This window comes from Bacillus sp. SIMBA_008 (assembly GCF_046535495.1).
GTDB classification, from domain to species: Bacteria; Bacillota; Bacilli; order Bacillales; family Bacillaceae; genus Bacillus; species Bacillus subtilis.
The window spans coordinates 1-421 of sequence record NZ_JAWRWL010000050.1; the positions used below are offsets into that span (position 1 = coordinate 1).

Here is a 421-nt window from a genome sequence, read left to right on the forward strand (position 1 = left end):
CTTCCAGCTCTAAATCAAAATAGTGAATAGAAGGATGTTCCTTCGTTTCTCGATAATCCATGGCGATCCATGTATCTTCTTCTCCGCTGATGATGACAAGTCCCTCAGGCAGATCCAATTCATTACTTAACCGAAGACTATTCATGATGCCATCATCTTTGGCGATTCCTCTTAAATTGTCAAATTGAACATGATCCTCAGCCCATGAATTCGGCTGTTCGGTTGGAAAAGCATTACGAACTGTAAACCCGCCATTCCATTCTAAAATGAGCTTTTTGTATGTATCAGGTAAAATGACTCCAAGAGTGCCCTCTGCTTCATGAATTTGTTCCTCATCTATCTTTTTTAACGTAAAAGGACTCTCTTCTTCTTTCTCCCAGAATGATTTCAAAGTGGGTGCCTCCCAATCTGTGTTAAGGTC

Annotated in this window: 1 protein-coding gene; it reads right to left on the bottom strand. The window is 40.6% G+C overall.

Going from position 1 to position 421, the window contains the following annotated elements; genetic code table 11:
• The coding region (locus tag SB658_RS22040; protein ID WP_410602320.1) for an SMI1/KNR4 family protein at positions 1-391 on the bottom strand (391 nt) is incomplete at its 3' end.
• Positions 392-421: the final 30 nt, after the last annotated feature.